Raw genomic sequence first — 20,943 nt, 5'->3', positions numbered from 1 at the left:
GCCGGGCCGATCAGCGCCGGGCCGGCCGGGAAGGCCGTGACGGCGACGCGCGGGTCCCCTGTGCCGGGCGCGAGCGCGGCCGCTGTACCGGGCGCGAGCGCGGCCGCGCGCACGGCCGGTCCGCGGCGACGGCCGGATCGGACCCGGACGGCTGCCGATCCCCTTGCCTTGTCCGGGAGTTCACCGCTCACTACCAGGGTTGCCCGCACCACCCCGCACCACCCGTGCCATGTCACCCACGATCCCTGGGAGCAGCAGCATGTGCGAGGACCACCGGAACCCGGACCCCGGCGGCGGCCACGGCGCGGTCGGCCGACGCGCCCTGTTCGTGACCGGCACCGCCGCCGCGCTTACGTTGGGAGGCGTGAGCTTCGCCTCCCCGGCCGGCCGGGGCCGGGAGACCAGGACCGTGCGCGGCACCCTGCCGCCCGGCTCCCCCGACTACGTGTACGTCCCCGTGGACGTGCCGGACGGGGTCCGGGAGATCCGGGTCTCCTACGGCTACGACCGCCCCTCCGTGCCCGCCGGGACCCCCGGGAACGCCCTCGACATCGGGATCTTCGACGAGCGCGGCACCGACCTGGGCGGCCGGGGCTTCCGCGGCTGGTCGGGCGGGGCGCGCACCGAGTTCTTCCTGCGCGCCGACGACGCCACGCCCGGCTACCTGCCGGGCCCGGTCCGCGCGGGCACCTGGCACCTCGCCCTCGGGCCGTACACGGTCGCCCCGCAGGGCCTGGCGTACGAGATCACGGTCACGCTGACCTACGGGGAGCCCGGCGAGGCCGCCCGGCCGGTGTACCCGCCGGAGCGGGCCCGGGGGCGGGGCCGGGCCTGGTACCGGGGCGACTGCCACCTGCACTCCTGGTACTCCGACGGCCGCCGCACGCCCGCCGAGATCGGGGCGCTGGCCCGGGCGGCGGGCCTGGACTTCATCAACAGTTCCGAGCACAACACGCACGCGGGGCACGCCCACTGGGCCGACGTGGCCGGGGACGACCTGCTGGTCCTGCTGGGCGAGGAGGTGACCACGCGCAACGGCCACGTGCTGGCGCTCGGCACCGACCCGGGCACCTTCGTCGACTGGCGCTACCGGGCCCGCGACGGCCGCTTCGGCCGCTTCGCCCGCCGGATCCGCCGGGCCGGCGGCCTGGTCGTCCCGGCCCACCCGCACGCCACCTGCATCGGCTGCGCCTGGAAGTTCGGCTTCGGCGAGGCGGACGCGGTGGAGGTGTGGAACGGCCCGTACACGCCCGACGACGAGGTGGCCCTCGCCGACTGGGACGCCATGCTCGTGGCGTCGGTGCGGGAGGGCCGGGGCTGGATCCCGGCGATGGGCGGCAGCGACGCGCACCGCGACCCGGACGTGATCGGGCGGCCCCAGACGGTGGTCCTGGCGGACGACCTGACACGGCGGGCCGTCCAGGACGGCATCCGCGCGGGCCGCTCCTACGTCGCCGAGTCGCGGCACGTGTCGCTGGACTTCACGGCGACCGGCGGGCGCGGCGCGCACGCCGGCATCGGCGAACGGCTGGCGGTGGACCGGGACGCGCCGGTCACCGTCCGCCTGGAGGTCACGGGCGCCCCGCGCTGCACGGTCCGGTTCGTCACCGACCAGGGCGTGCTGCACACCGGCGCCCCGCTGCCGGTGTCCGGGTCGGGCGTGGTCGAGTGGCGCACGACCCCGTCGCACGCGTCCTACGTCCGGGCCGAGCTGCGGCACGAGACGGCGGCGGGACCGGTGCCGGGGGCGCTGGCCGCGTTCACCAACCCGGTCTTCCTGGGGCACGGGTGAGCGGCCCGGTCGGCGGACCGTGAGGGTGCGGGGGGAGGACGCCGGGCCCCGGCCCGGCCCCGGTGCGCCCGCCGGGCCCTCTGCACCCGCCGGGCCGGGCGCGACCGCCCAATCCGGTGCGGCCCCGGGCCCGGTGCGACCGCCCGGTCCGGTACGGCCGCCGGGGCTGCGCGCCCGCCGGGTCCTGCGCATCCGCCGGCCCCTACGCGTCCGGTGTGTCCGCCAGGTCCGCGACGACCGCCGCGTGGTCGGAGGGCCAGACGCCGTCCTGGGGGCCGTCGCAGGCCCGCCGGACCGTCCGTACGTGGCCGAGCCCGCCGGGGCCGGGCGGACCCACGTGGATGTAGTCGATGCGCGCGCTCGGCTCCCTGAGCCCGGCCACGTACGGGTTGGCCGCGTCCCAGGTGGCGGCGGGCGCCGCCGGGTCGGCGTACTCCCACGCGTCGAGCAGCACCTGCCCGGGCACGGCGGGCGCCGTCCGGTACCCGCCGAACAGCCGTATCTCGTCGGAGTCGGGCCAGGCGTTGAAGTCGCCGGTGACCACGGGCGGGAAGCCGGTGCCGCCCCGGTGCGCGGCGACGAACTCCGCGAGCGCGGCGGCCTGCCGGCAGCGCACCGCCGAGGCGTGCGGCGCGGACGTCAGGTGCGCGGTGAAGAACGGCACCTCGTGCCCGGGACCGGCCAGCCGCGCGTACAGGGCGAGCCGCCCGTCGTCGAGGTCCTCCGGCGCGGGCAGCGGCAGCACGGCCCGGTCGACGACGGGCCACCGGCTGAGCACCGCGTTGCCTATGTCGACGGCCGGGTCGCCGATGCGCCGCCGCCAGCGCTCCGGGGCGTGCGAGGCGGCCCAGGTCCAGTGCAGTCCGAGCTCCCCGGCGAGCCACTCCGCGAGGTTCTCGCCGTCGGCGGCCCACACCTCCTGCAGGCCGACGACGTCCGGGCGCAGGTCCCGCAGGGCCGCGAGGATCGCCTTCTGCCGCGCCTCCCAGGGACCGAAACGCCACCAGAGGTTCCAGGACACCACCCGCATCCGCAGCCACCCGCTCTCGTCACGCCGCGTGGGAGGCCATTGAACCAACAGCACGAGCACCGGTGCGCAGCAGCCCCACCGGCGGCGTCCCGTCCCACCGGCCTCGGACTCCGCGCCACGACGGCCTTCCGGCGCCCTGGCACCGGTCACCGTCTGACGGTTCGTCAACAGGCGGGCGGGACGCGGGTGCCGCTCGGTGGTGTGCGGATATGTGCGGAGCCGGTGTGGGCCTTGTGAGCTCCCGTGCGCCGGGCTGTGATCGGTGTCTCCCACGGCTGACGCACATGCCATGAACAAGGCAAACTGGCGTGGTTGTTCAGGAAGCCTAGGGGGACTGCATGGACGGTGTACCGCGAGTGCCGGAGCAGTGGCGTCCCGGCTCCTCGGCCCCGGCCGGGCCGTCGGCGCTGCGCTTCGGCGTGCTCGGACCGGTGCGCGCCTGGCGCGACGACGAACCGCTCCAGACCGGCTCCCCCCAGCAACGCGCGCTGCTGGCCGCCCTGTTGCTGCGCGAGGGCCGCACGGCCACGGCGGCGGAGCTGATCGACGCGCTGTGGGGCGCGGAGCCGCCCTCGCAGGCCCTGGCGGCGGTGCGGACGTACGCCTCCCGGCTGCGCAAGGTCCTTCCCGGTGTCCTGGCCAGCGAGTCGGGCGGCTACGCGCTGCGCGGCCTCGGCGAGGGCGCCCTGGACCTGGCGGTCGCCCAGGACCTGGCGACCGAGGCGGAGAAGGCCAGGTCGGCCGGGGACCTGTGCCACGCGCGTGACGTGCTCCGGCGGGCGCTGTCCCTGTGGGACGGGGAGACGCTGGCGGGCGTGCCCGGCCCGTACGCGGAGACGCAGCGGGTGCGGCTGGAGGAGTGGCGGCTGCAACTGCGGGAGTCCTGCCTGGACATGGACCTGGAGCAGGGCTGCCACGCGGAGGCCGTCTCGGAACTGACCGCCCTGACGGCGGCCCACCCGCTGCGGGAGCGCCTGCGGGAGCTGCTGATGCTCGCCCTGTACCGCAGCGGCCGGCAGGCGGAGGCGCTGGCGGTGTACGCCGACACCCGGCGGCTCCTGGCGGAGGAGCTGGGCGTGGACCCGCGGCCGGGCCTGCGGGAGCTCCAGCAGCGGATCCTCCGGGCGGACCCGGGGCTCGCGGAACCGTCGTCGCCGGCGCCGGAGCCCGCCGTGGTGCCGGTGCGCCCGGCGCAACTGCCCGCCACCGTGCCCGACTTCACCGGCCGGGCCGCCTTCGTCCGCGAGCTCGGCGAGGTGCTGGCGTCGGCCGAGGGCCGGGTGATGGCGGTGTCGGCGCTGGCCGGGATCGGCGGCGTCGGCAAGACCACGCTGGCCGTGCACGTCGCCCACCAGGCGCGCGCCGCGTTCCCGGACGGGCAGCTGTACGTCGACCTCCAGGGCACCGGCCCGCGGCCCGCGGAGCCGGAGACGGTGCTGGGGTCCTTCCTGCGGGCGCTCGGCACGGCCGACTCGGCGATCCCGGACTCGCCGGACGACCGGGCGGCGCTGTACCGGTCCGTGCTGGACGGGCGGCGCGTGCTGGTGCTGCTGGACAACGCGCGGGACGCCGCCCAGGTCCGCCCGCTGCTGCCCGGCACGGACGGCTGCGCGGCCCTGGTCACCTCCCGGGTCCGGATGGTCGGCCTGGCCGGCGCCCACCTGGTCGACCTCGACGTGATGTCGCCGGAGGAGGCGCTGGCGCTGTTCACGACGATCGTGGGCGAGGAGCGGGTGGCGTCCGAGCGGGAGGCGGCGCTGGACGTGGTCGCGGCGTGCGGCTTCCTGCCGCTGGCGATCCGCATCGCGGCGTCCCGGCTGGCGGCCCGCCGGACGTGGACGGTGTCGGTGCTGGCGGCGAAGCTGGCGGACGAGCGGCGGCGGCTGGACGAGCTCCAGGCGGGCGACCTGGCGGTCAAGGCGACGTTCGAGCTGGGCTACGGCCAGCTCGAGCCCGCCCAGGCCCGCGCGTTCCGCCTGCTGGGCCTGGCCGACGGCCCGGACATCTCCCTGGCCGCGGCGGCCGCGGTCCTGGACCTCCCCCAGGAGGACACCGAGGACCTCCTGGAGTCCCTGGTCGACACCTCCCTCCTGGAGTCCGCCGCCCCCGGCCGCTACCGCTTCCACGACCTGGTCCGGCTCTACGCGCGTGCGTGCGCCGAACGCGACGAACTCCCGCCCGCCGAACGGGAGGCGGCCCTCTCCCGCCTGCTGGACTTCTACCTGGCCACGGCGGCGGGGGTGTACGCGATGGAGCGGCCCGGGGAGCGGGTCCTGGACCACCTGAGCGGCACCGCCTACCCGGGGCTGACGTTCCCGGACCGGGACAGGGCCCTGGACTGGCTGTTCACCGAGGCCAGCGGGCTGCTGGCGGCCGCCCAGCAGGCCGGCGCGCCCGGCATGGTCCAGCGGGCGGCCGACCTGCTCGTCGTGGGCATCGACCTCGGTGAGTCCGGGGTGAGTTCGCGCCAGTACGTCATGGCCGCCAAGGCGGTGATCTCGGCGGCCCGGGAGGCGGCGGACGCCTACGCCGAGGGCCGGGCCCGGCTCGTGCTGAGCCATCTGCTGGGCATTTCCGGCCAGTTCGACGAGTCCCGCACGGAGGCGGGCCGGGCGCTCGACCTGGGCTCGGCCGCCCACGACCCCGTGGTGTGCGCCCAGGCCCCGAACCAGCTCGGCATCATCGCCCTGTACAACGGGCGGCACGACGAGGCGGAGCGGCACCTGACGCAGGCGCTGGCGGCCTTCCGCGCGGACGGCAACCGGCCGGGCGAGGCGAGCGCCCTGTGCAACCTGTCCCGGGTGCACCAGGCCACCGGGCGCACGGACAGCGCGGTCTCCCTGGCCCGCCAGGGCGTCCTCCTCTACGAACGCGGCGACACGGGCATGGCCCTGCGCCTCGCCAACGGCAAGTACGCCCTCGGCCTCGCGCTCACCAGCGCGGGCGAGCTGCAGCTCGCCCGGGAGACGCTCGTCGACGCCCTGCGCACCTTCCAGGACGCCCGGCAGCGCCTGTGGCACGGCATGACGCTCTTCCGCCTCGCCGAGGTGCACCTGGCCGACCGGACCCCCGCGCAGGCCGCCGCCTACGCGGAGCAGGCCCTGACGGTGCTGAACGGCATCGGCGGCGACTGGCGGCGCGCCAACGTGCTGACCCTGCTGGGCCGCGGACTGCACTGCATCGGCCAGACCGACCGTGCGAAGGTGTGCTGGCAGGAGGCGCTCACGCTCTTCGAGCACGGGTCGTCACCCGAGGCCGCGGACGTGCGCAAGCTGCTGGAGGCGGCCCCGGTCGGCTAGCCGTACCGCCCGGTGGGGCCGGGGCGCGGCCCGCGTTCATCATTCGTTTATCGCCGCCCGGCATGCTCAGGGGCAGCCGAACCGTCGCGTCGGGGGGCAGACGGTCCGGTCCTCGGCCGCCTCACTAGGGTGAGCGGCCGTGAGACGCCTGTCCGGCAGCCCGCGGGGGGACTGCCGGACAGGCCTTCTCACCTCGTTGTCCCACTTGCCAAGGAGTCACCCATGACCGAGAAGACCGGCGACACCAAGCCCAACGACTTCCACGCCACGGGCGCGGAGACCACGGCCCCGGCCTCCGAGGAGACCGAGACCACCACGCAGGACTTCCACGCCACGGGCGGCGGCGAAGCCACGACCGAGGACTTCCACGCCACCGACGAGAAGCCCTGACCCCAAGGACTTTCCTCCACGGGGATCGGCCGCGGCGGCGCGGAGGGGGAGCCGCCGCGGCCGAGGCGTGTCCGGGGGCGGGGCGCGGGTGCGTCAGCGCACCGACGGGGCGGCCTCGTCCAGGGCGCAGCGGGTGACGTCGCCGGCGCGGTCCTCCTGGGTGCCGAGGCCGACGCGCGCGGTCACCGTGCCGTTCGCCGGCACCTCGACCTCCTCGAGCGACGAGACGATCACGTTGCCGATGGCGTCCTCGAAGCCGACGGTGACGGCGAACCTGCCCTCGACGGGATTGGGGTTGGAGACCTCGACGGTCGCGTACGGGGTCTTCGGCGAGGCGCAGCTCACCAGCTTCGCCGTCGCGTCCGCCACGGACGGCTCGGTGCTCTCCTCGCCGCCGCTGCCGGAGCCGCTGTCGCCGGAGGAATCGTCGTACGGGTCGTCGTACGCGCCGGACCCGCCGTACGCGTCGTCGTCGTCCTCCTTGTAGGTCCCGCCGTCGTGGTCCTGCTGGGAGCTGCTGCAGCCGCCGCCGCTGTCGCCGCCGCCGCTGCCGCCGCCGTGGCCGCGGCCCGTCGAGAAACCGGTCAGGGCGAGGACGACCAGGGCCGACACCGCCGTGAGCTTGAGTGCGTGCTGCCGTGACTGCATACCGTCACCCTAGCCAGTCGCCTGTCACGGTCATGTCACCACCTGGCGACCGCCGCGTCCCCGGCGTAGCGTCTGCGGTGAGGGCGGCGTCCGGGCCGCTCCCCGATGCGACGGCCGCCGTCTGGATCCCCTTCCGTGTGCCGGTGCGACGGCCGTCCCCGACCCGGCCGGTCAGGTGGTGCGGGCCGTGCCCGTGCCCAGTTCCGCGTCCAGCGCGTACACGCAGCGGTCCTTGCTGCACGCGTACACGATGCCGTCCCGGACCACCGGGGAGCCGGTGATCTCGCCGCCCGTGGCGAGCTTCCAGCGCAGCCGGCCGTCGTCCGCCTTCAGCGTGTACAGCAGGTGGTCCGTGGAGCCGAAGTGGATCCGGCCCTCCGCCACCGCCGGGGCGCCCACGATGTCCCCGCCCGCCTGGAAGCGCCACTTGGGCGTGCCGGTGACCGCGTCCAGGGTGTACAGGCCCTTGCCGCTGCCGACGTGGACGTGGCCCGCGGCCACCAGGACGGGTTCGACGGACGTCCGGGCCTCCGTCGCGATGCGCCAGCGGTCGCGGCCGTCGGTGGCGTCGAGGGCATACACCGTGCCGAGGTAGTCGGCGAGGTAGACGCCGCCGCCGGTGACGGCCGGGCCCGGCACGAAGGCCGGCGGGGAGAGGAAGACCGCCGGGGCCTCGAAGTGCCAGCGGACGTGTCCGGCCGCGACGTCCAGGGCCAGCACGCGGGTGCCCGCGGAGACGTACACGTACCCGTCGGGCCCCTGCGTCAGCCGGACCGGGACGCCGCCGCAGGAGGCCGCGTCGCCGATCGGGTACGACCAGCGCTCGTCGCCCGTGCGGGCGTCCAGGGCGCGCAGCCGGGCGTCCTGCCAGAGGTACACCGTGCCGTCGTGGAGGGCCGGGCCCGCCTCCGGGGACTCGAAGTCGCTCTGGCAGCCGGTGACTTCCCACAGCTTCTGGCCGTTGGACGCCTCCCAGGCCTGGACGCCGCCGCCGCGGGTGCCGGTGACGACCGTGCCGCGGTCGGCCTTGAGCGCGTACACCCAGGCGTCCGTCTGCAGCCGCCACAGGTCGGTGCCCTCGCGGGCGTCCAGCGCGAAGAGCGTGGGCCCGTCGGAGGCGTGCACCCGGCCGTCGGCGACCGCCATCGACCAGGCCACGTCCCGCGTCTTGAAGCGGCGGCGGCCGGTGGCGACGTCGAGGGCGTGCACCTCGAAGGAGGTGACGTAGACGAGGTCGTCGGCGACCGACGGGGTGCCCCAGACGTCGTTGGACATGCGGAACCGCCAGGGCCGCCAGCCGCTCGGCTGCTCCGGCGGCACGGCGGGGGCCGCCGGCGCGGGGACGGCCGGGTCGGCGCCGTTGACGCCGGGCCGGGGCTTGGACCAGGAGGCGGCCAGGGCGGACTCCGGCGGGGGCGCCGTGACGGCGGCGGCCCGCACCGCGGCGACCCGCGGGCCCGGCCCGATCGGCACCTTGGCGCCGGCCAGCCGCACCGGACCGGTGTCGGGCGCGCCGGCCGGCGCGGGCACCGGGGCGGGCCCCGGCGGCGGCGCCGGGACGACCGGGTCGTGCGGGGGCGGCGGCGGAACGGGGGGCGCGGCGGGCCGCGCGGGTCCCGCGCCGGCGCCGCGGCCGCCGCCGGAGGTGTGCCGGCCCGGCGGGCGGCCGTTGCGGCGGTCCTCGATCAGGCCGACCGCGCGCTCCGGCAGCCACGCCGAGGCGGTGCCGCTGTCGTCGGAGCCGGAGCCGAACAGGTGCGGGGCGAGCTGCGCCTGGAGGTCGGCCGGGGTGGGCCGGGCCGTCGGCTCCATCTGCATGCAGGACTCGATCAGCGGGCGCAGCTCGTCCGGCAGGCCCTCCAGGTCCGGGCCCTCGCGCAGCAGCATGAAGACCGTCTCGACCGGGTTGGCCCCGTGGAAGGGGGCGTGTCCGGTGGCCGCGAAGACGAGCGTGGAGCCCAGCGAGAACACGTCGCTCGCGCCGGTGACGCTGCGCGAGTCCTTCGCCTGCTCGGGCGACATGTAGGCGGGCGTGCCGACGGCGACGTTGGTCATGGTCAGCCGGGTGTTCGAGACGCCCGAGGCGATGCCGAAGTCGATCACCCGGGGGCCGTCCTCGACGACGAGGACGTTGGAGGGCTTCAGGTCGCGGTGGACGAGCCCGGCGCCGTGGATCGACTGGAGCGCCTCGGCGACGCCCGCGGCCAGCCAGCGCACCGCCTGGGCCGGGAGCGGCCCGCACTCGTTCACTATCTCCTCGAGGGAGGGCGCGGGGACGTACGCGGTGGCCAGCCACGGCACGGCGGCGCGCGGGTCGGCGTCCACGACGGCCGCCGTGTAGAAGCCGGAGACCGCCCGGGCCGCCTCCACCTCGCGCGTGAAGCGGACCCGGAAGAGCTGGTCCTCGGCCAGCTCGGTGCGGACCGTCTTGATCGCCACGCGCCTGCCGGACGCCGAGCGCGCGAGATAGACCAGCCCCATGCCGCCGGCCCCCAGCCGGCCCAGCACCTCGAACGGCCCGATCCGCCGCGGATCGTGCTGCGTCAGCTGATCCACCACTTGCCTGCCACCTCCCCGTACGAGCCGCGCCGGTCACATCGGTACGCGACCCCGTGCAGCGTCTCACCACCGCACCGCCATGGCGGCACGCACCCTGATTCTTCCTGTCCGGGGCGCTGGTTGCGAACCCGGTGAGGAATGGGGTGTCCAGCACCATATACGGATCAAAAGGAGCCGAGAAGCGGCAGCTCAGCGGTGCAGCAGCGCGAACGACGCGCCCTGGTCGTCGGTGACGACGGCGACCGTGCCGTACGACGTCCCGAAGGGCGGCGCCTGGACGCGTCCGCCGAGCCCGGTCACCTTCTCCAGCGCGGCCGGGACGTCCCGGACGGCGAAGTGGACGAGGAAGTGCGGCGGCATCTCGGCCGGGAAGACGTCGGAGACGGGGGCGCGGCCGACGTCGGGCCGGGCGCCCGGGCCGAACAGGGCGTCGTGGAACAGGTTCCCGTAGAAGGCGTTGGCCGCCTCGGTGTCGCGGGTGTACAGCTCGGCCCAGGCGAAGGTGCCCGGCTCGTGGCGCAGGCCGAAGCCGGGGTGGCCGCCCGGCTGCCAGAGGGCGAAGACGGCGCCCTGGTCGTCGGTGACCAGCGCGGTGACGCCCAGTTCGGCGACCGGCAGGGGCGCGGAGACGACCTGCCCGCCGGCGGCGCGGATCCGGCCGGCCAGCGCCTCGGCGTCCGGGGTGGCGAAGTACACCGTCCAGACGGTGGGCAGCCGGCCGTCCGCCTTGGGCACGAGCGCGGCGACGGGTTCCCCGTCCTTCAGCGCCCAGGCGGCCGAGCCGGCCCGCGGCTCGAAGGTCCACCCGAAGAGGGCGCCGTAGAACCGCTTGCCCGCCTCGACGTCGGGGAGCTGGGCGTCCACCCAGCAGGGGACGCCCTCTCCGTACACCGATGCCCTGTTTTCGGCCATGTGGTCAAAGTAACCGCGTCGCGCGCAGCCCGCAGACCAGGCACACCAGCCCCAAAGACCCCCGTCCACCCCATTTGCAGTCGGCCGAATCGCGCCCCGATGCCGCCTCGGTAAGCTGACGACATGACAGGACAAGTGCGTACCGTCGACGGCCGGGTGGCCGGCCGGCGTGGGCAGGCGACCCGGCAGAAGCTGCTGGACTGCCTCAGCGAGATGCTCGGTTCCTCGCCCTACCGCGACGTCAAGGTCATCGATGTCGCCCGGAAGGCCGGCACCTCGCCCGCGACCTTCTACCAGTACTTCCCGGACGTCGAGGGCGCGGTCCTGGAGATCGCCGAGCAGATGGCCGCCGAGGGCGCCGGGCTGACGCAGGTCCTGGAGGGCCGGTCCTGGACGGGCAAGGCCGGCTGGCAGACCGCGCAGGAACTCGTGGACGGCTTCCTGGAGTTCTGGCGCCGCAACGACGCCATCCTGCGGGTCGTCGACCTCGGCGCGGCCGAGGGCGACAAGCGGTTCAACAAGATCCGCACGAAGATCCTCAACTCGGTGAACCACTCCCTGGCGGACACCGTGGCCGAGTTGCAGTCCAAGGGCAAGGTCGACAAGGACGTGAACCCGGCGGCGATCGCCGGGTCGATCGTCGCGATGCTCGCGGCCGTGGCCTCGCACCAGAAGGGCTTCTCCTCCTCGGGCGTCAAGCCCGCCGAACTCAAGCCGAACCTGGCGCTCCTGGTGCACCTGGGCGTCACCGGCCGGAGGCCCACGAAGTAGTCCGGGCCGGCGGTCCCGGCCCCCGCGCACGTCCTGTCCGGCAGGCGGCGGTCCACCCCGGTGGGCCGCCGCCTGCCGTGTGTCACCGGTCCGTCCGGCGCTGCGCGGGCAGCGGACGGTCCTTGACCACGTGCTTCATCACCAGCGTGGACGTCAGCCGCTGCACGCCCGGCAGGGTGGCGAGCCGCTCGTCGTAGAGCCGCTGGTAGGCGGCGAGGTCGGCGGTGACGATCCGCAGCAGGTAGTCCGGCTCCCCGAAGAGCCGCTGCGCCTCCAGCACCTCCGCGACCTCGCTCACCGCCCGCTCGAACTCCTCGACCGTGGCCCGGTCCTCCTGCCGCATGGAGACGAAGACCAGCGCCTCGAAGGCGAGCCCCACGGCGGCGGGGTCGACGACGGCCCGGTAGCCGCTGATCGCCCCCGACCGCTCCAGCTCGCGCAGCCGCCGGTGGCAGGGCGAGACGCTGAGGCGCACCCGCGCGGCCAGCTCGGTCACGGTCAGCCGCCCGTCCTGCTGAAGTTCGGCAAGAATCTTCCGGTCCATGTCGTCCATGGGGTAAATCCTGCCCCACCGTGCGAGAAGGCGGGGGAACTTCGGGAACACTTTCGGGCCTTACCGGCCTAAAGTCCCCGCCATGGACTCCGCACTCCTCCTCTCCTTCCTCGCCGTGGACCTGCTGCTGGTGTGCGTGCCGGGCGCCGACTGGGCGTACACGATCTCGGCCGGGCTGCGCGGCCGGTCGGTGGCGCCGGCCGTGGGCGGCCTGGTGACCGGGTACGCCGTGCACACGGTGCTCGCGGCGGCCGGGCTGGCGGTGCTGGTGGCGGGCTCGCCGGCGCTGCTCACCGCCCTGACGGCGGCCGGGGCGGCGTATCTGGTGTGGCTGGGCTGGGGCGTGCTGCGCCGGCCGGGCACCCCGGGCGCGGACGGGACGGCCGCCGGCGCCGTGAGCGGTCCGCGCGCCTTCCTGCGCGGGGCCGCGATCAGCGGGATGAACCCCAAGGGCCTGCTGCTGTACCTGTCGGTGCTGCCGCAGTTCCTCACGACCGGCGGCGCGGGCCGGCTGCCGGTGGCCGTCCAGACCGGTGTCCTGGGGCTGTTGCACATGGGGTGCTGCGCCGCCGTCTACCTCGCGGTCGGCCTCGCCGCGCGGACCGTCCTGGGCGCCCGCCCGGCCGCGGCGCGGGCGGTGGTCCGCACGTCGGGCGCGGCGATGCTCGGCATCGGCGCGCTCCTGCTGGCCCAGCGGGTGGCCACCCTCTGACGGGGCGGGAACAAGCCCGCGCGGCACGGGGGTTGAAGGAGGAGCAAGGCCGACGAAGTCCGAGCCCGCGGAGGAGAGCGACATGGCGCTGAGCCGCGCAGAGCGCGAGAAGTTCCTGGCCGAACCGCACGTCGCCGCGCTGTCGGTGGACGCGGGACCGGGCAGGGCCCCGCTGACGGTGCCGATCTGGTACCAGTACGAGCCCGGCGGCGACGTCTGGATCATGACCGGGCGCGATTCCCGCAAGAACCGGCTCATCCAGGAGGCGGGCCGGTTCTCCCTGATGGCCGACCGGCAGGAACCCACCGTCCGGTACGTGTCGGTCGAGGGCCCGGTCGTGGAGACGGTCCCCGCCACGGAGGAGCTGCTGCGGGAGCTGTCCGCCCGCTACCTGCCGGCCGGGGCGGTCGACTCCTACGTGGCGTACTCCCTGGCGCACCACGGCGAGCAGGTCGTCGTGCGGATGCGGCCCGCGCGCTGGGTCTCCTCCGACCTCGGCGCGGTGTCCGACTACGGCCCGGACGCGGCCGGTCCCGCGTGACAATCGTGGGGTGAGTACCGATCTGCACGCACTGCTGAGGTCCCTGCGGGTGTGGGACCCCGAGGTCACCGAGCTGCCGCCCTTCGACCCGGCCGCCGCGCCCGCCGACCCGCTGACCCTGTTCGAGGAGTGGTTCGCGCGGGCGGTGGCGGCCGGGCAGCCCGAGCCGCACACCGTGTCGCTGGCCACCTCCGGCCCGGACGGCCTGCCCGACGTGCGGATCGTGGTGCTGCACGGCGCGGACGCCGACGGCTGGTCCTTCGCCGGTCACGCCGGCAGCCGCAAGGGCCGCCACCTCGCCGCCCGCCCGTACGCCGCGCTCGCCTTCTACTGGCCGGTCCTGGGCCGCCAGGTGCGGGTGCGCGGCCCGGTCGCCGCCGCCCCCGCCGAGCAGTCCCTGGCCGACCTGCACGCCCGCTCCACCGGCGCCCTGGCCGCCGCGCTGACCGGGCACCAGAGCGAGGTGCTGGGCTCGGTGGAGGAGCTGGAGCGCGCCTCCGACGCCGCGTGGGACCGGGCCCGGCGCGAGCCGGAGGCCGCCGTGCCGTCCTGGACGCTGTACCGGCTGCGGCCGGAGGAGGTGGAGTTCTTCCAGGGCGACGCCCGGCGGCGGCACGTGCGGCTGCGGTACCGGCGGGAGGCGGACGGGTGGGCCAGGGACATGCTGTGGCCGTGAGGCGGTCCGGCGCCGGGGACCCGCGCGGGGGCGCCGGGACCTAGCCGAAGTCGTACACCGCGAAGTCGGCGACCGGGCGGTAGCCGATCCGCCGGTACAGGCGGTTGGCGACCGGGTCGGCCAGGTCCGTGAAGAGCAGCACCTCGCGGGCGCCGGCGGCCAGCGCGGCCCGGCTCGCCGCGGCGGTGGCGGCGCCCGCGCAGCCCCGGCCGCGCAGGCCGGGCGGGGTGTAGACGCCTCCGACGCGGACCTGGCCGGCGATCTCGGGAGTCGTGCAGGCCATGGCGGCGGGAGCGCCGTCGGGGCCCTCCCAGAAGGTGACGTCGCCGCGCTCGATCCGGGCGTCCGCCCACGCGGCGGGGGCGCGCACGGCGGTCTCGCCGACCGCCGCGCAGAACTCCCCGTACCAGCGCACCAGGTGGTCGCGGTCGGCCGGGCCGGCGGTCCGCGGGCGGCCCGGCGGCGAGGGCCGCGGGACGGTCAGGGTGCCCAGCCGGTACAGCCGCTGCTCCTTGTGGAGCGTGACCGTGGCGCCCGTGCGGTGCCGCCAGGCCCCGGCGAACGCGGCGGCGGTGCGGCGGCCGGCGATGACGCCGGGCAGTGGGCGGCCCGGGTCCGCCAGGCGTGCGGCGAGCGCCTCGGCCTGCGCGCCGGTCGCGGAGGTGAGGTGGAGCCGGTGCGGCGGCGTGCGGAGGAAGGCCGCGCGGACGGCGCCCTCGCGTTCCAGCACGCCGAACTCGGGCGCGCCGTCCCCGTGGACGTGCGGCCCCCGGGTGCGCAGCGCCTCCGTGACGGTCAACGGCACGGTGTGCAGGGCGGGTTCGGACCGCAGGAAGGCGCCGGCGCGGGCGAGGAAGTCGTCGAGGCCGGCCAGGACGTGCCAGTCGCCGGGCTCGGGTGAGCCGTCGGCGCGGTGACGGTCGTCGGCGCGGTGACGACCGTCGGCGTGGTGGTCGCCGGCGGTCCGGAAGCCGGCGGTGTCGTCGCAGGGCATGCCCCATGGTGCCGTCCGCGCCCGGCGGACGCCCGCGGTTTTCAGGCGCCGCGGGTCTCCGCGAGGGTGTGGGCGACCAGCGCGTTGGCGTGGCCGTGGCCGAGGCCGTGCTCGGTCTTGAGCCAGGTCACGAGCTCCATGTGCCGCGTCAGCGGGGAGGAGCGGATGAGGTCCTGCCACTCGGCGACCGGACGGCCGTACTTCTTCTCGATGGAGGGGAAGTAGCTGGCGGGGCCCTTCACGGGTGCTGCGCTCATGACGGTGTCCTTCCTGCGTTCGTCGACGGTGTCCCTCTTCGGACCGCGGGAGCGGCACGGACTGATCGGCCCGCGGACGTGATCCGGGTCACATCGGCGGGGAAGGCTCCGGGACCGGTTCCGGCTCGGGGTCCGTCGCGAGCCGGGCGTGCAGGTGGGCGTCCCGGAAGGCGTCGTGCCGGCCTGCCTCGAAGATCGCCTCGCGCAGGGTCCCCTCGTACGCGAAGCCGCAGCGCTCGGCAACCCGGCAGGAGGCGGCGTGGCCGACGGCGTGGTCCAGCTCCACCCGGTGCAGGCCGAGGTCCTCGAAGGCCCAGCGCGCGGTGAGCAGCAGGGCGCGGGTGGCCACGCCCCGGCCGCGGGCCTCCGGGAGCACCCAGTAGCCGACGCGGCCCGTCCGCAGGGCCGGCTTGATGTCGTTGACGCCGATGTGCCCCAGCGTCACCCCGCTCGACGCGTCCGTGATCCGGAACGACACCGAGGTGCCCTCGGCGGCGGACCGCACCCGGGCGCGCAGCGACTCCCGGGCGGCCGGGCGGTCCGTGACCGTCCTGAGCGGGGTGTTCCAGCGCAGGAACTCCGGGTCCCGGTTGCCGCGCAGCCACGCCTCGACGTCGGCGTCCGACGCGGCGTCCCAGGAGCACAGGCGCAGGCCGTGGCCGTGCGGCTCGGGGAGGGAACGGGTCCGGAAACGGGTGCGGGGAGGGGCCATTGAGTCATTGAAACCCGGGGGCCGCGGGGATTCACCCCGGATCTGTGCACCCGCTGTGAAGCTGTGGGTCGGCCATGAATACGGCCGGATTGTTGGCAATTTCGTCAGCCATCCGGCTAGGTTCGCAGACGCAAGCTCCGATCGGGGTTCCGACCACGCGAGAGGCACCAAGGTGAAGCACAGGGCAGTGAAGCGCAGGACGGTCGTCATGGGGATCGGCGCGACCGCCGGAGCGGCGGCGGCGGGCGGCTTCGCCCTGAGCGCGCGGGCGTCGGACGCCGCGTCCGCCACCGCGCCGGCCACCGGCTCCCTGGTCTTCGACGAGGACGCGTACACCGAGCTCACGACCACCCTCGCCGACGCGGACGGCACCGACCACGAGGTGACCTACCGCTTCTGGAAGGCCGTCACCTACGTCGCCGAGCCGGTCGACGAGAAGTACCAGAGCCTGAACGTCAGCGTCCCCGTCACGATCGACGGCAAGGCCGTGGACGCGAGCGGCGCGCCCATCCTGTTCGCCAACTCCGTGGGCGGCTACATGCCCTCCTCGGTGGCCGACGCCACCGGCGTGGGCGGCGGCGGGACGACCGGGATGCCCGGCGGCGGCACCGGCGGCTCCGGGGCGCCGACCGCCTCCGCCTCCGCCCCCGCCGGCTCGGGCGAGGTGCAGTCCGGCGGCAACGCGATGCTGAACGGCCGGGGCAAGAGGGTCAGCCTGCCCGAACTGGCGCTGGCGGCGGGCTACGTCGTCGTCGAGCCGGGCGCCCGCGGCAGGACCCTGAAGAACTCCGCCGGGGTGTACTACGGCACCGCCCCCGCCGCCATCGTCGACCTCAAGGCCGCCGTCCGCTACGTCCGGGCCAACAAGGGCCGCATCCCCGGCGACACCGACCGGATCGTCTCCACCGGCACCAGCGCGGGCGGCGCCCTGTCCGCCCTGCTCGGCGCCTCCGGGGACAGCCCGCTGTACGCCGGGTACCTCGAGGAGCTCGGCGCGGCCGACGCGTCCGACGCCGTCTTCGCCACCGGCGCCTGGTGCCCGATCACCGACCTGGAGCACGCCGACGGCGCCTACGAGTGGAACTGGGGCACCAACCCCCTCGGCACCGGCGGACAGGTCGACCAGACGGTGTCGAGGGAACTGGCCGCCCGGTTCGCCGAGTACCAGGCGGGCCTCAAGCTGCGCGGCCTGAACGGCTTCGGCACGCTCACCGCCCGCAACTACGACGCGTACCTGCTCAAGCAGTACATGGAGCCGTCGGCCACCACCTGGCTCAAGGGCCTGTCGGACGCCGACCGCGCCTCCTACCTGGCCGCGAACCCCTTCATCACCTGGAAGAACGACCGGGCGCGCTTCTCCTGGGCGGACTTCCTCACGCACGTCGGCGCCCGGAAGAAGACGGTGCCGGCGTTCGACGCCCTCGACCTGTCCACCGGCGAGAACAACCTGTTCGGCACGGGCACCACCCAGGCCCGCCACTTCACGGCGTACGGCCTCGCGCACGACACCGCCGGCGCGACCGGCACCCGGGTCGACGCCGACATCCCCGCGAAGCTGCGGCTGATGAACCCGATGTACTTCCTCGTCGAGAAGCCCAACCCGCACCGGGCCCGGCACTGGTGGATCCGGCTGGGCACGGCCGACTCGGACACCTCGCACACCGTCTCCGCCAACCTCGCGGCCGCCGCCCACGGCCTGGGCGACGACGTCAGCCACCTCTACTACTGGGACGAGGGCCACGGCGCGAACACCGACGCCGGCGACTTCATCGCGTGGATCGCCCGGGTGGCGGGCCGCGGGGCCGCGAAGTAGCCCCCGGCCGCGCGCCGTTCACCCCTCCCCGGCGGACGCGTTCCGCCGCCCCGGCCGCGGTCTCCGGTCTTCCCGTCTGTCCCGGAGGCCGCACCCTCCCCCGACGCCGGGCCCGCAGCGCACCCGGGCCCGGCGTCGCGGCACGCCCGGGCCGCCCGTACGGACCCCTCACCCCTGCGCACGCCGCACCACCGTTCCCGCCCCCTCCCCTCACGACCGTGATCGATCCGCAACCAATTCCGGTCTTGACCGAGACCCATCAAGCAGGTGCGTGGCTACGCTCGCGGCCATGGCAGACTCCACAGCGTCCGCACATCCCGCGGCCCCCGACCCGGGGCGTCACGCACACCACCCCGCCGACCGCCCCGTCTACGTCATCGGCGGCGGCCCCGGCGGACTCGCCGCCGCGTACGCGCTGCGCGCCCGGGGCGTACGGGCCGTCGTCCTGGAGAAGTCCGACCGCGTCGGGGCGTCCTGGCGGCGCCACTACGACCGGCTGCACCTGCACACCACCCGGCGCCTGTCCGCCCTGCCCGGACTGCCCATGCCCCGCCGGTTCGGCCGCTGGGTCTCCCGGGACGACGTGGTGCGCTACCTGGAGAAGTACGCCGAGCACCACCGGCTGGAGATCGTCACCGGGGTCGAGGTCTCGCGGGTCGAGCGCACGCCCGACGGCACCGGCTGGCTGCTGCGCGCCACCGGGGGCCGGGAGCTGACCGGCGCCGCCGTCGTGGTCGCCACCGGCCACAACCACACCCCGCGTATCCCGGACTGGCCCGGCCGCGCCGCCTACACCGGGGAGTTCCTGCACGCCTCCGCCTACCGCAACGCCGAGCCGTTCGCCGGCCGGGACGTCCTCGTCGTGGGCGTCGGCAACACCGGCGCCGAGATCGCCGTGGACCTGGTGGAGGGCGGCGCCTCCCGGGTGCGGCTGTCCGTGCGCACCGCCCCGCACATCGTGCGCCGCTCCACCGCGGGCTGGGCCGCCCAGTACTCCGGCGTGCTGGTACGGCGCCTGCCGGCCTGGCTCGTCGACCGGCTCGCGCGGCCGCTGGCCCGGCTCAGCACGCCGGACCTGTCGGCCCACGGCCTGCCCCGGCCCGACACGGGCCTGCTCACCCGGGCCGCCGAGGGCGCCGTGCCCGTCCAGGACGTCGGGCTGATCGACGCGGTGCGCAAGGGCAGGGTCGAGGTGGTCGCCGCCGTGACGGGCTTCGAGGACGGCGAGGTCGTCCTCGCCGACGGCAGCCGCATCGCACCGGACGCCGTCATCGCCGCCACCGGCTACGTCCGGGCCCTGGAGGACCTGGTCGGCCACCTCGACGTCCTGGACGCCCGCGGCAGACCGGTCGTCCGCGGCGCCCGCACCCCGCACAACGCGCCGGGCCTGTACTTCACCGGCTTCACCAACCCCATCAGCGGCATGCTCCGCGAACTGGCCCGCGACGCCCGCAGGATCGCCAGGGCCGTCGCCGAAAGACACGCGGAGTCGGCCTCCCGGCTGCCGGGCTGAGCGGCCGCGTGGCCGAGGCGGGGCGGGCGCGGAGCAGGGCGATGTACGGCGCGGTGCGCCGGGGGGCGCGGACCGGGTGCGGGCGCTGACCGCGTCCGGGGCGGACGCGGAGCGGCGGATCGGTGAGTACGGCGAGTGGGCCCCTGGCCGCGGACCGGGGACACCGGCCGGTCGCCGAGGTGCCGCTCGACGCCGGGGCCGACCCGTCCGGCCGCGACCGGTCCGGCCTGTTCCCCCTCCTGCCGGCCGCGAACCCGCGCGTCAACGGGCATCCCGGCCTCGTGGCCCTGCTGCCGGACCGCCGGACGGCGGCGCCGGGCCCGGCCAGGGGCTGTGGTCCGGATCAGGTCGCGGGGAATCGGCTGTATGCCGTCGGCCCCGCGTCCGCGGCGTGATCCGAACGACAGCCCTCAGGCCGCCAGGGGCGCGGCGGCGGCCGGGCGGCGCCGGATGACCAGGGCCATCAGGGCCGCTGCCGCGCACAGCGCGCCGGACGCGTACCAGACCGGGGTGTACGTGCCGAAGACGTCGTGGGCGAGGCCGCCGAGGAAGGCGACCAGGGCGGCGCCGACCTGGTGCGAGGCCAGCACCCAGCCGAAGACGATCGCGCTGTCCTCGCCGTAGTGCTCGCGGCACAGGGCGATGGTGGGCGGCACGGTGGCGACCCAGTCCAGGCCGTAGAAGACGATGAAGAAGAGCATCGGCGGGTGCACGGACGGTCCGAGCAGCACCGGCAGGAAGAGCAGGGAGACGCCGCGCAGGGCGTAGTAGACGGCCAGCAGCCGGCGGGGCTCGAAGCGGTCGGTGAACCAGCCGGAGGCGACGGTGCCGACCACGTCGAACACGCCGATCACCGCGAGCAGCGAGGCCGCGGTCCGGACGGGCATGCCGTGGTCGTGGGCGGCGGGCACGAAGTGGGTCTGGATCAGGCCGTTGGTGGAGGCGCCGCAGATCGCGAAGGTGCCGGCGAGCAGCCAGAACGGGCCGGTCCGGGCGGCCCGGAGGAGGACGGCGACCGTGCGCCGGGCGGCGCCGGCGGCCGGCGGCGGCTTGGGCACGAACTCCCGCGCCCCGTACGGCTCCAGGCCCACGTCGGCCGGGTGGTCGCGCAGCAGCAGCCAGACGAAGGGGACGACGGCGAGGGCGGCCAGGGCGACGGTGACGGCGGCCGGGCGCCACTGGTGGTGCGTGACGATCCAGGACAGCAGCGGCAGGAAGATCAGCTGGCCGGAGGCGGAGGCGGCGGTGAGGATGCCGGTGACCAGGCCGCGCCGCTCGGTGAACCAGCGGTTGGTGACCGTCGCGGCGAAGGCCAGCGCCATCGACCCGGTGCCGAGCCCCACCAGCAGGCCCCAGCACAGCAGCAGCTGCCAGGCCGCCGTCATCCACACCGTGAGCCCGGAGCCGAGCGCGATCACGACGAGCGCGACCGCGACGACCCGCCGGATGCCGAAGCGGTCCATCAGGGCGGCCGCGAACGGGGCGGTCAGGCCGTAGAGCGCGAGGTTGACGGAGACGGCCGCGCCGATCGTGCCGCGCGACCAGCCGAACTCCGCGTGCAGCGGGTCGATGAGCAGGCCCGGCACGGACCGGAAGGCGGCGGCGCCGATGATCGTCACGAAGGCGACGGCGGCGACGAACCAGGCGCGGTGGATCCGGCGGGTGCGGGCGGGCCCGGCGGGGCGCGGTCCCCGCTCGGCGGGCTCGGCGGGCTGTGCGGGCTCGACGGCCGACGCATCGGTTGTCTGGGTCACGTCATCGAGGATCGGTT

18 protein-coding genes are annotated in these 20,943 nt (G+C 75.6%); 9 read left to right on the top strand and 9 right to left on the bottom strand.

Features of this window, described 5'->3' with window-relative positions; genetic code table 11:
* The first annotated feature begins 259 nt into the window (after positions 1–259).
* Positions 260–1,792 carry a CehA/McbA family metallohydrolase gene (locus ACIF8T_RS13130; RefSeq protein WP_400034282.1) on the top strand — a complete coding sequence of 511 codons (1,533 nt, stop codon included), beginning with the start codon at positions 260–262 and terminating at the stop codon, positions 1,790–1,792.
* Between the two features lie 202 nt (positions 1,793–1,994).
* Here the strand turns inward: ACIF8T_RS13130 and ACIF8T_RS13125 are convergent, their stop codons facing one another.
* The gene (locus ACIF8T_RS13125) at positions 1,995–2,822 is read right to left on the bottom strand and encodes an endonuclease/exonuclease/phosphatase family protein (protein WP_400034280.1); all 828 of its coding nucleotides are present in this window, start codon (positions 2,820–2,822) and stop codon (positions 1,995–1,997) included.
* A gap of 338 nt (positions 2,823–3,160) precedes the next feature.
* On the opposite strand from ACIF8T_RS13125, the gene ACIF8T_RS13120 reads away from it, so the two are divergent.
* Both ACIF8T_RS13120 and ACIF8T_RS13115 read left to right on the top strand, forming a co-directional pair.
* Positions 3,161–6,121 (top strand): BTAD domain-containing putative transcriptional regulator, encoded by a 2,961-nt coding sequence (locus ACIF8T_RS13120; RefSeq protein ID WP_400034278.1) that lies wholly within the window; start codon positions 3,161–3,163, stop codon positions 6,119–6,121.
* A 222-nt stretch (positions 6,122–6,343) separates the two neighbouring features.
* Complete coding sequence (locus tag ACIF8T_RS13115; RefSeq protein ID WP_400034276.1) at positions 6,344–6,511, top strand: hypothetical protein; 168 nt, start codon at positions 6,344–6,346, stop codon at positions 6,509–6,511.
* Between the two features lie 93 nt (positions 6,512–6,604).
* Here the strand turns inward: ACIF8T_RS13115 and ACIF8T_RS13110 are convergent, their stop codons facing one another.
* The 3 genes from ACIF8T_RS13110 to ACIF8T_RS13100 form a co-directional block, all read right to left on the bottom strand.
* Positions 6,605–7,159 (bottom strand): hypothetical protein, encoded by a 555-nt coding sequence (locus ACIF8T_RS13110; protein ID WP_400034274.1) that lies wholly within the window; start codon positions 7,157–7,159, stop codon positions 6,605–6,607.
* Positions 7,160–7,330: 171 nt separating this feature from the next.
* The gene (locus ACIF8T_RS13105; RefSeq protein WP_400034272.1) at positions 7,331–9,718 is read right to left on the bottom strand and encodes a PQQ-binding-like beta-propeller repeat protein; all 2,388 of its coding nucleotides are present in this window, start codon (positions 9,716–9,718) and stop codon (positions 7,331–7,333) included.
* 189 nt (positions 9,719–9,907) lie between these two features.
* Positions 9,908–10,630, bottom strand: coding sequence for a VOC family protein (locus ACIF8T_RS13100; RefSeq protein ID WP_400034270.1), 723 nt, complete (start codon positions 10,628–10,630; stop codon positions 9,908–9,910).
* 135 nt (positions 10,631–10,765) lie between these two features.
* Here ACIF8T_RS13100 and ACIF8T_RS13095 point away from each other — a divergent pair, with 135 nt between their 5' ends.
* On the top strand, positions 10,766–11,401 hold the full coding sequence (locus tag ACIF8T_RS13095; RefSeq protein ID WP_400034718.1) for a TetR family transcriptional regulator: 636 nt from the start codon (positions 10,766–10,768) through the stop codon (positions 11,399–11,401).
* A gap of 82 nt (positions 11,402–11,483) precedes the next feature.
* Here ACIF8T_RS13095 and ACIF8T_RS13090 read toward each other — a convergent pair whose 3' ends face one another.
* The gene (locus tag ACIF8T_RS13090) at positions 11,484–11,954 is read right to left on the bottom strand and encodes an Lrp/AsnC family transcriptional regulator (RefSeq protein WP_400034268.1); all 471 of its coding nucleotides are present in this window, start codon (positions 11,952–11,954) and stop codon (positions 11,484–11,486) included.
* A gap of 82 nt (positions 11,955–12,036) precedes the next feature.
* Between ACIF8T_RS13090 and ACIF8T_RS13085 the strand changes: the two genes are divergently transcribed.
* From ACIF8T_RS13085 to ACIF8T_RS13075, 3 genes are all read left to right on the top strand, one after another.
* On the top strand, positions 12,037–12,666 hold the full coding sequence (locus ACIF8T_RS13085; RefSeq protein ID WP_400034266.1) for a LysE family translocator: 630 nt from the start codon (positions 12,037–12,039) through the stop codon (positions 12,664–12,666).
* Positions 12,667–12,748: 82 nt separating this feature from the next.
* Positions 12,749–13,207, top strand: coding sequence for a pyridoxamine 5'-phosphate oxidase family protein (locus ACIF8T_RS13080; RefSeq protein ID WP_400034264.1), 459 nt, complete (start codon positions 12,749–12,751; stop codon positions 13,205–13,207).
* Between the two features lie 10 nt (positions 13,208–13,217).
* Complete coding sequence (locus ACIF8T_RS13075) at positions 13,218–13,883, top strand: pyridoxal 5'-phosphate synthase (RefSeq protein WP_400034262.1); 666 nt, start codon at positions 13,218–13,220, stop codon at positions 13,881–13,883.
* A gap of 40 nt (positions 13,884–13,923) precedes the next feature.
* Here the strand turns inward: ACIF8T_RS13075 and ACIF8T_RS13070 are convergent, their stop codons facing one another.
* From ACIF8T_RS13070 to ACIF8T_RS13060, 3 genes are all read right to left on the bottom strand, one after another.
* Positions 13,924–14,877 carry a GNAT family N-acetyltransferase gene (locus ACIF8T_RS13070; RefSeq protein ID WP_400034260.1) on the bottom strand — a complete coding sequence of 318 codons (954 nt, stop codon included), beginning with the start codon at positions 14,875–14,877 and terminating at the stop codon, positions 13,924–13,926.
* Between the two features lie 41 nt (positions 14,878–14,918).
* On the bottom strand, positions 14,919–15,134 hold the full coding sequence (locus tag ACIF8T_RS13065; protein WP_400034258.1) for a DUF4287 domain-containing protein: 216 nt from the start codon (positions 15,132–15,134) through the stop codon (positions 14,919–14,921).
* Between the two features lie 88 nt (positions 15,135–15,222).
* Positions 15,223–15,846: a GNAT family N-acetyltransferase gene (locus ACIF8T_RS13060; protein ID WP_400034256.1), complete on the bottom strand. Its 624-nt coding sequence runs from the start codon at positions 15,844–15,846 to the stop codon at positions 15,223–15,225.
* Between the two features lie 208 nt (positions 15,847–16,054).
* Between ACIF8T_RS13060 and ACIF8T_RS13055 the strand changes: the two genes are divergently transcribed.
* Together ACIF8T_RS13055 and ACIF8T_RS13050 are read left to right on the top strand one after the other, a co-directional pair.
* The gene (locus ACIF8T_RS13055) at positions 16,055–17,659 is read left to right on the top strand and encodes a subtype B tannase (RefSeq protein WP_400034716.1); all 1,605 of its coding nucleotides are present in this window, start codon (positions 16,055–16,057) and stop codon (positions 17,657–17,659) included.
* 289 nt (positions 17,660–17,948) lie between these two features.
* Positions 17,949–19,172: a flavin-containing monooxygenase gene (locus ACIF8T_RS13050; protein ID WP_400034254.1), complete on the top strand. Its 1,224-nt coding sequence runs from the start codon at positions 17,949–17,951 to the stop codon at positions 19,170–19,172.
* A gap of 410 nt (positions 19,173–19,582) precedes the next feature.
* On the opposite strand, the gene ACIF8T_RS13045 is transcribed toward ACIF8T_RS13050, so the two are convergent.
* On the bottom strand, positions 19,583–20,926 hold the full coding sequence (locus ACIF8T_RS13045) for an MFS transporter (protein ID WP_400034252.1): 1,344 nt from the start codon (positions 20,924–20,926) through the stop codon (positions 19,583–19,585).
* Between the last annotated feature and the right edge of the window lie 17 nt (positions 20,927–20,943).

Source organism: Streptomyces sp. NPDC085946 (genome assembly GCF_044540485.1).
Lineage (GTDB): Bacteria > Actinomycetota > Actinomycetes > Streptomycetales > Streptomycetaceae > Streptomyces.
Note: the sequence above shows the minus strand (reverse complement) of the source record. Positions and strands in the feature narration are given on the sequence as shown.

Bases quoted from the DNA above. Each gene is read 5' to 3' on its own strand.
- ACIF8T_RS13130 (WP_400034282.1), top strand. From the start codon at position 260: ATGTGCGAGGACCACCGGAACCCGGACCCCGGCGGCGGCCACGGCGCG.
- ACIF8T_RS13125 (WP_400034280.1), bottom strand. From the start codon at position 2,822: ATGCGGGTGGTGTCCTGGAACCTCTGGTGGCGTTTCGGTCCCTGGGAG.
- ACIF8T_RS13120 (WP_400034278.1), top strand. From the start codon at position 3,161: ATGGACGGTGTACCGCGAGTGCCGGAGCAGTGGCGTCCCGGCTCCTCG.
- ACIF8T_RS13115 (WP_400034276.1), top strand. From the start codon at position 6,344: ATGACCGAGAAGACCGGCGACACCAAGCCCAACGACTTCCACGCCACG.
- ACIF8T_RS13110 (WP_400034274.1), bottom strand. From the start codon at position 7,159: ATGCAGTCACGGCAGCACGCACTCAAGCTCACGGCGGTGTCGGCCCTG.
- ACIF8T_RS13100 (WP_400034270.1), bottom strand. From the start codon at position 10,630: ATGGCCGAAAACAGGGCATCGGTGTACGGAGAGGGCGTCCCCTGCTGG.
- ACIF8T_RS13090 (WP_400034268.1), bottom strand. From the start codon at position 11,954: ATGGACGACATGGACCGGAAGATTCTTGCCGAACTTCAGCAGGACGGG.
- ACIF8T_RS13085 (WP_400034266.1), top strand. From the start codon at position 12,037: ATGGACTCCGCACTCCTCCTCTCCTTCCTCGCCGTGGACCTGCTGCTG.
- ACIF8T_RS13080 (WP_400034264.1), top strand. From the start codon at position 12,749: ATGGCGCTGAGCCGCGCAGAGCGCGAGAAGTTCCTGGCCGAACCGCAC.
- ACIF8T_RS13070 (WP_400034260.1), bottom strand. From the start codon at position 14,877: ATGCCCTGCGACGACACCGCCGGCTTCCGGACCGCCGGCGACCACCAC.
- ACIF8T_RS13065 (WP_400034258.1), bottom strand. From the start codon at position 15,134: ATGAGCGCAGCACCCGTGAAGGGCCCCGCCAGCTACTTCCCCTCCATC.
- ACIF8T_RS13060 (WP_400034256.1), bottom strand. From the start codon at position 15,846: ATGGCCCCTCCCCGCACCCGTTTCCGGACCCGTTCCCTCCCCGAGCCG.
- ACIF8T_RS13055 (WP_400034716.1), top strand. From the start codon at position 16,055: ATGGGGATCGGCGCGACCGCCGGAGCGGCGGCGGCGGGCGGCTTCGCC.
- ACIF8T_RS13050 (WP_400034254.1), top strand. From the start codon at position 17,949: ATGGCAGACTCCACAGCGTCCGCACATCCCGCGGCCCCCGACCCGGGG.